Source organism: Marinilabilia salmonicolor (assembly GCF_003003035.1).
Lineage (GTDB): Bacteria > Bacteroidota > Bacteroidia > Bacteroidales > Marinilabiliaceae > Marinilabilia > Marinilabilia salmonicolor_A.
In genome coordinates this window covers 1-7,357 of the sequence record NZ_PVTS01000034.1, presented here as the reverse complement: position 1 = coordinate 7,357, position 7,357 = coordinate 1, and the positions used below count along the sequence as shown (strand labels likewise).

Annotated in this window: 6 protein-coding genes; 4 read left to right on the top strand and 2 right to left on the bottom strand. The window is 41.5% G+C overall.

Going from position 1 to position 7,357, the window contains the following annotated elements; translation table 11 throughout:
- The first annotated feature begins 408 nt into the window (after positions 1-408).
- Positions 409-1,752 (top strand): MATE family efflux transporter, encoded by a 1,344-nt coding sequence (locus BY457_RS18560; protein WP_106154826.1) that lies wholly within the window; start codon positions 409-411, stop codon positions 1,750-1,752.
- On the opposite strand, the gene BY457_RS18555 is transcribed toward BY457_RS18560, so the two are convergent.
- Positions 1,744-2,637 (bottom strand): MerR family transcriptional regulator, encoded by an 894-nt coding sequence (locus BY457_RS18555; RefSeq protein ID WP_106154825.1) that lies wholly within the window; start codon positions 2,635-2,637, stop codon positions 1,744-1,746. The genes BY457_RS18560 and BY457_RS18555 overlap by 9 nt on opposite strands.
- 328 nt (positions 2,638-2,965) lie before the next feature.
- Positions 2,966-4,321 (bottom strand): fasciclin domain-containing protein, encoded by a 1,356-nt coding sequence (locus BY457_RS18550; protein ID WP_106154824.1) that lies wholly within the window; start codon positions 4,319-4,321, stop codon positions 2,966-2,968.
- 773 nt (positions 4,322-5,094) lie between these two features.
- Between BY457_RS18550 and BY457_RS18545 the strand changes: the two genes are divergently transcribed.
- The 3 genes from BY457_RS18545 to nadD are packed head-to-tail and all read left to right on the top strand — an operon-like array spanning position 5,095 to position 7,134.
- Entirely contained in the window at positions 5,095-5,967 is an 873-nt protein-coding gene (locus BY457_RS18545) for a YicC/YloC family endoribonuclease (RefSeq protein WP_181256539.1), read from the top strand.
- Between the two features lie 2 nt (positions 5,968-5,969).
- Positions 5,970-6,536: a guanylate kinase gene (gene gmk / locus BY457_RS18540; RefSeq protein WP_106154823.1), complete on the top strand. Its 567-nt coding sequence runs from the start codon at positions 5,970-5,972 to the stop codon at positions 6,534-6,536.
- Between the two features lie 13 nt (positions 6,537-6,549).
- A complete protein-coding gene (gene nadD / locus BY457_RS18535; protein ID WP_106154822.1) occupies positions 6,550-7,134 on the top strand; it encodes a nicotinate (nicotinamide) nucleotide adenylyltransferase in 585 nt (194 codons plus the stop codon).
- The last annotated feature ends 223 nt before the right edge of the window (positions 7,135-7,357 follow it).

The following is a 7,357-nucleotide window of genomic DNA, read 5'->3' as shown; positions in this document are numbered from 1 at the left end:
TTTTAAGAAAAATAAAATATTTTAAGCACCCACTGAATATCAAATAGTTAAAAAACCGCTCTTGTTGAGCATAATTCTAAAATTTGCAAGTTGGGTTAACGGAACATGATGATTTAACCTGGATTGTTCATGAGTTTTCGTTATGAGACATTTAAAACCCCCTCTTCTTATTGGTCGCGACGCGACCAATAAGAAGAGGGGGTTGGAGGATACTTCAAAACCCAGGGCGTTGCCCTGGGCTATTACTCTCAGGCTTTCAGCCTGATTGCACCTCACTTGATTCAAAAAAATGTAGGTTAAGTAGTGTCTGTCCATAAAGTCATTGGTAATAAAACGAAGGTGCCGTAATATTTATTTTCCAGAATTAAGAACTATTGTAGCTTTGCACACAGCATAACTCTAAAGTAAATGAAAGACTTGACCAGCGGTCCTGAAGGACGTGTCATATTGCGGTTTGCGATCCCTATGGTGATTGGCAATATTTTTCAGCAACTCTACAATGTGGTGGATTCCATCATCGTGGGGAAAGTGCTTGGAGAGCAAGCCCTGGCAGCTGTCGGTGCATCGTTCCCGATTTTCTACACCCTTATTGCATTTGTCATTGGTATCGGCAGTGGAGCCACCGTGGTAATCAGTCAATACTTTGGAGCGAAAAAGTATGAAGAGGTCCGGAAAGCGATAGGAACGATCTACATCTTTATTTTTATCGCTTCGATTTTGCTCAGCACCTTTGGCATTTTGTACAGCAAAGAAATATTCACTCTCCTGAAAGTGGGAGAAGATGTGATGCCGGAAGCCATCAGTTACTTCACCATTTACATTTCAGGACTGGTGGTATTTTTCGGATTCAACAGCACAGCTTCCATTCTCAGAGGATTAGGAGACAGCAAAACGCCCTTGTTATTTTTCTCTATTTCCACTTTGGCCAATATCGGATTGGATTTGTTGTTTATCCTGGTTTTCGAATGGGGTATCGAAGGTGCCGCCATTGCAACCGTTGTAGCTCAGGGAGGTGCATTTATTACGGCCATTTTAGTGTTAAACAACCGGGATCATCTCATTCATTTCGGATGGAAGACATTTGTATTTAACTGGTCCATCTTCAGGCAGAGTGCTCGCATCGGACTCCCTACAGGATTTCAACAAGCCTTTGTTGCACTGGGCATGATGGCCCTGATACGGATTATTAACAATTTTGACACCCCTGTACTTGCCGCATATACAGCTGCCAGCCGTATTGATGCCCTGGCAGCCATGCCTGCCATGAACCTGGCTTCTGCCCTCGCGGCATTTGTAGGCCAAAATCTGGGAGCAGGTCGCATCGACCGAATAAAAAAAGGGTTACGTGCAACCTTGTATATGACCTGGGCCATCAGTTTTTTTGTTATGGCAATAGTCATATTTCAGGGAGAGGCCTTAATGTCCCTGTTTTCCAACAACCCGGAAGTCATCAAACACGGACACAACTATTTGATCATCATCAGCTCCTTTTACCCGGTATTCTCCACCATGTTTACCATGCATGGAACATTGAGAGGTGCAGGTGATACGCTGATTCCGATGTTTATTACCTTAATATCCCTCTGGATAGTACGAATACCGCTGGCAGCAATTTTATCGGATCAATTCGGCCCATCAGGGATTTGGTGGGCTATACCATTCGGATGGATGATTGGTCTGGCGGGAACATTCTTTTGGTATCTGTCCGGAAAGTGGAAAAACAAGGGAGTTACAAAGAAAGAATCATTCTGAATATTTGAGTAACCTGATGCTTTCTTTAAATGTACGGATGGAGGAAACAACCGTAAAATCTTCCGGAAGTTTTGGTTGAAGTTCTCTTATCTGCAACCCGTTTACCATAAAAGGAGTATCAGGAAATACATCTCTCAGATTTTGAAGCATCTTCTCCATCTCTTCCTTTTCTCTGGCAGAGACAAACGAAACAAAGAAGGCATCGGCAGGACGAGCCTGGTTAACCACTTTCAAATCAACCAACGGCACCGACTGGCCAAGATAAACCACATCAAGTCCCTCTTTACGCGCCATCAGGTTGTAAAAAAGAAGCCCGATTTCATGCAGTTCCCCCTCGGGCAGAAAAAATGTTATACGCGGACCATTCACAGAAACATTCTGCATCTCATTATCAATAGCTACAATAAGTTTCTGACGTATCAGGTTTGAAATAAAGTGTTCCTGCGAAGGATTAATGGTACCTGCCTGCCAAAGAACGCCAATCCTGTCCAAAAAAGGAAACAAAACTTTCTCCAGAGTATCTTCAAACCCATATTTTATGATGGTTCCCGAAAGTACATTTAGAAACTTCCGCTCATCCAGCTCAAGCATGGAAACCATAAGGCTTTCAATCTGAACACCACTGCTCCGGGCATCGACACATAGGTCAAGAACCCTGTCCCTAAGCTGGTGGTCGTCCAGCTCCGCAATTTTAGAAATCTTAAAACCGTTTTGGTTTAGGATGGAGATATTTAGCAGTTTCTTTAAATCATTATCTGAATAGTAGCGGATATTGGTTGCTGTCCTCTTGGGCTCAACAAGTCCGTATCTTCGCTCCCAAATACGAATGGTATGTGCTTTAATTCCGGAGATTTTCTCCAGGTCTTTTATGGAATAAACAGCCATAATGGATTGGTAAAAACTAATTTAAAACAGGATCTGCACTATTGTCAGTCATTCAACCACCGAAATAAAACTAAGTTATTGGTCCGATGGAACTCGTTCCGAACATTCGGGATTCGTTTCATATTTTAATAAAAGTGCCATTTCGTGCCAAACAGCGCCACAATACTGATAATCGGTAATTTTGTAGTTGTAACGACTGAAAAAAGACATTTGTTCATTTGAACGGCAAAAATAAAGAACAAAACTCAAAAATAAAACGGGACCTAAGGTGGAAAATCAAAGGTCCCACCAAAGGCCCCGCCGTCAAAGGGAAGCTTAGTTCCAATTATTATTCTGGTACAATTACCTTGTCAATTACATGGACAATACCGTTGGCAGCCTGTACATCGGCAAGTACCACATTAATATCACCATCTATTACCACGCCGTTGTCGGTATTAATCTCAAGATTTTTGGTCTCGTTGAGGGTTGCTACCGAACCATTAGACAAATCCGTGGAGGCTACATTGCCACTTACAACATGGGCAAGTAAAACATTTGTAAGCGTTGCAACATCAATATCGTCAATACCTGACACTCCGAGGGCTGTAAACAGCTCCTCAAAGGCAGCATTAACAGGAGCAAAAACGGTAAACGGACCGTCGCCATTCAATGTTTCCACCAATTCGGCTTTAACAACCGCCTCAACCAGGATGGAAAAATCAGGATTATCCAGTGCTACATCAACAACTGTGGGCGGCAACACCACCTCATCAATGGCATGAATGATACCATTGGTAGCAACAACGTCGGTAGCCACAACATTACTTGAACCATTCAACATAACCCCATCACCAACACCAATCTGCAAACTAACATTTCTATCCTGTGCAGGACTCAGTGTAGGAACATAACCTGAGGCCACATCAGCAGCAGGCACAAAAGCATCCACCACATGATAAAGCAGGATAGGGGTGAGATCATCGGCGGTGAGGTCATCCAGTGTTACTCCAAGATCGGAGAGCAACTGATCGAAAGCCGAATTAACCGGGGCAAAGACGGTGTAAAGAGCACTCTCATCAGCCAAAGCATCGGCCAGACCGGCTTTGGTCACAGCAGCAGCAAGGGAAGCAAAATCAGCATTGGCAACAGCATGTCCCGTTATCGAAAGAGGCAATACCACCTGATCAATCACATGAATAACACCATTGTCAGCCATTACATCTGTCTGCACAATTTCCGCACGACTGTTAAGCATCAAATCTTCTTTATTCACGTAAAGTGATAAATTATACCCTTCGGCAGGACCGGCAGACAAGGTACTGTAATAACCGGTTGAAACTGCTGAAGCAGGGGCTTCACCATTCAAAACGTGATAAAGCAATACAGAAGTAAGTGTTTCATTTGGAATATCATCCAAACCGGAAACACCCAACTCATCCAACAAAGCAACAAATGCATCATTGGTAGGAGCAAAAACTGTAAAAGAAGCATCCTCATTGGCTAATGCATCATCCAAACCAGTTTTTACCAATGCATCCACAAGAATCGAAAAATCATCATTTCCGGAAGCTACATCCACAATTGTGTTACTTTCCACAGGATCCACAATTATTTCATCTTCCTCATCATCTTCGCTGCATGAAGCAAAAACAAAAACACCCAACAGCAAAATTGCCATCATTTTAAAACTTAACTTTTTCATGACCTTTGATTTTAATTTAGATTGATTTAAAATTGTTAATTTGATAGTTAAACGCCGTGAGATTATTTTTGTTCAGGTTTTTCGTTTTTTTCTTAAACATTTTGTCGTTTTTTTATCAAATACTGTCTTAAAACCCTGTATTTCTGTCACTTAAAAAGTGAAAATAATTTTGATTTTTTTTTGGCTTAATAATCATTGCAATAGTCCGTTAAACTTTTTCAAAGCCCTGGAAATTAGACCGTTAAATTTGAATGAGTGTTTTTTGATAAAATGCAGAATGTCAATATCTTAAGATTTATTCTAATCTCTAACTTCTAAAATCTAACAATCTATTGCATTGGTAACTGGTTCAAAAATTGAGATTGCTTATCTACGTTACCAATGACAGATTTTTGTAATAAGCAATAAATCAGCAAAATAATAGTTGGCCCCCATTCGGGGACCTGATTCATTTGTTATGCCAACCCCGGGTTACCCACCCGGGGTTATTCAAATTGGCCCCTTCCAGGGACCTCCCATATCTGTCATATTTCCATTATGCCTCAAAATTTAATAGAGGTATTCACTCACAATGAACCCTGCTAAACCCTTTAAAACCGGATCTTGCGAGCAAAGAGAAGCAATCTTCTTTCAAATCACATAGTTTTCCCGTACCATAATGCTCAAGAACAGTGAAACATGATTGACGGAAGAATTTTATTCTTTGAACCGTTCAGGTTAGAATGCTTCGGGAATAATATCTAACTTTGAAGCTGATTAAAAGACGAAATTCCATGATAAAATCAATGACCGGTTTCGGGAAGTCGGTATGCGAACTTCCAGCCAAACGAATTACCATTGAAATAAAATCCTTAAACAGCAAACAGCTGGACATCAACACCCGAATTCCGAATCTTTACAGGGAAAAGGAACTCTCAATGCGCAACATCATCAGCCAAACATTGCAACGGGGCAAGGTGGATGTTACTTTTTATGTAGAATCAATGATTCCGGACAAGATTCCTCAGGTAAATGAAGAGGTAATCAGCGCCTACCACAATCAATTGAAAAGTGTTGCAGATAAGTTGAACATTGGTGATTCCACAGATTACCTGCGCATCATCATGCCTCTGCCCGATACCATGAAAACAATGCCGGCAGAACTGGATGAAGAAGAATGGAAAGCAGTTTCCTCCAGCTTAAGCGAGGCCATTGAACAATTGGATAATTTCCGTATTCAGGAAGGCAATTCCATGCAAGCGGATGTGCGGGAACGATGCGAAAACATCGCCACTTTATTGGAACAAATTACCCCTTTTGAAACACAAAGGACTGAAAAAATAAAAAACAGGATCAAGGAAAATTTGTCAGATTTCAGCAACAACGGGGCAGATGAAAACCGTTTTGAGCAGGAGCTTATTTATTATCTGGAAAAGCTGGACATATCGGAAGAAAAAGTCAGGCTGAAAAATCACATCAATTACTTTTATGAAACCATGGAAGAGGATGGTCCGGTAGGGAAAAAGCTGGGCTTTATCACCCAGGAAATGGGGCGTGAAATAAATACGCTGGGCTCGAAAGCCAACGACTCCGACATTCAGCATATTGTTGTGAAAATGAAAGATGATTTGGAAAAAATCAAAGAGCAAATTCTCAACATCCTATAGTTATGGCCAACAGACTCATCATATTTTCAGCACCTTCAGGATCGGGAAAAACAACCATTGTACGCACCCTGATGCAACAAATTCCGGATCTGGCTTTTAGCATTTCTGCAACCAGCCGCAAACCAAGGGGCCTCGAGAAAGACGGCGTGGATTACTATTTTCTGGACAGTGAAACTTTCAGGGAAAAAATCAACAAAGGAGAATTTCTGGAATGGGAAGAGGTTTACGAGGGAACCTATTACGGAACTCTGAAAAGCGAAGTACAACGAATTTCGGCAGCAGGTAAAACTGCTGTTTTTGATGTAGATGTGGTAGGTGCAACCAATATAAAAAAGCAATATGGTGATGACGCTCTTGCCATTTTTGTAAAAGCCCCCACTCTGGAAGTTCTGGAAGAGAGACTGCGAAAAAGAAATACAGACACAGAGGAGACCATCAGCAAACGCCTGGATAAGGCAGAAAAGGAGTTGGGCTATGCCAGGTTTTTCGATAAAATCATCATCAACGACAACCTTGACATTGCCATGAAAGAGGCTCTTCAGATAGTGCGCCAATTCATTACCCAGTAAAGAAACCAACACCATGCAGGAAACAGGGCTACTATTCGGTTCATTTAACCCTATACATATAGGACACCTGGCACTGGCCAATTACCTGCTCGAATATTCGTCCCTTGATCAGATCTGGTTCGTCGTCAGCCCTCAGAATCCGTTTAAAGAACAATCAGAACTGGAAGATGAGCAACACAGGCTGAAAATGGTAAAACTGGCCATATCGCGTGAGGAAAGATTCATTGCGTCAGACATTGAATTTGATATGCCACTCCCCTCCTACACTCTGAAAACCCTGGAGCTTTTGAAAGAATCACACCCTGACCACAGGTTTTCTCTGATTATCGGAAGTGACAATCTTCTGGTATTTCCTCGCTGGCATGAAGCAGAAAAAATTATTGAGAAATTCAATATTCTTGTATATCCCCGACCCGGTTATGCGCCCGAAGATGCAGAAAAAGAGATTCTAAACAAGGTTACTTTGATTGAGGCTCCCCTGCTTGATGTATCATCAACATTGATAAGACAGGCTTTTTCCGAAAAAAAACAACTCCCCTATCTGTTGACTCCCGAGGTCTATGATTACATAATCGAAAACAGTCTTTACAAAAAGTAGCCGGTCATCTTGGGTAATATCACTAAAAAAGCCGCATCGATTATCAATGCGGCTTTTATTATAAAATAACCTTGTTTTCAGGCTTATCTGCCAAGATTAGTCCCTGTCAAGCCTGTCAGCGGGCTTAACCCAACTTGCAAATTTTAGAATTATGCTCAACAAGAGCGGTTTTTTAACTATTTGATATTCAGTGGGTGCTTAAAATATTTTATTTTTCTTAAAA

Coding starts and splice junctions, on each gene's coding strand:
- BY457_RS18545 (WP_181256539.1), top strand. CDS start 5,095: ATGATAAAATCAATGACCGGTTTCGGGAAGTCGGTATGCGAACTTCCA.
- gmk (WP_106154823.1), top strand. CDS start 5,970: ATGGCCAACAGACTCATCATATTTTCAGCACCTTCAGGATCGGGAAAA.
- BY457_RS18550 (WP_106154824.1), bottom strand. CDS start 4,321: ATGAAAAAGTTAAGTTTTAAAATGATGGCAATTTTGCTGTTGGGTGTT.
- BY457_RS18555 (WP_106154825.1), bottom strand. CDS start 2,637: ATGGCTGTTTATTCCATAAAAGACCTGGAGAAAATCTCCGGAATTAAA.
- nadD (WP_106154822.1), top strand. CDS start 6,550: ATGCAGGAAACAGGGCTACTATTCGGTTCATTTAACCCTATACATATA.
- BY457_RS18560 (WP_106154826.1), top strand. CDS start 409: ATGAAAGACTTGACCAGCGGTCCTGAAGGACGTGTCATATTGCGGTTT.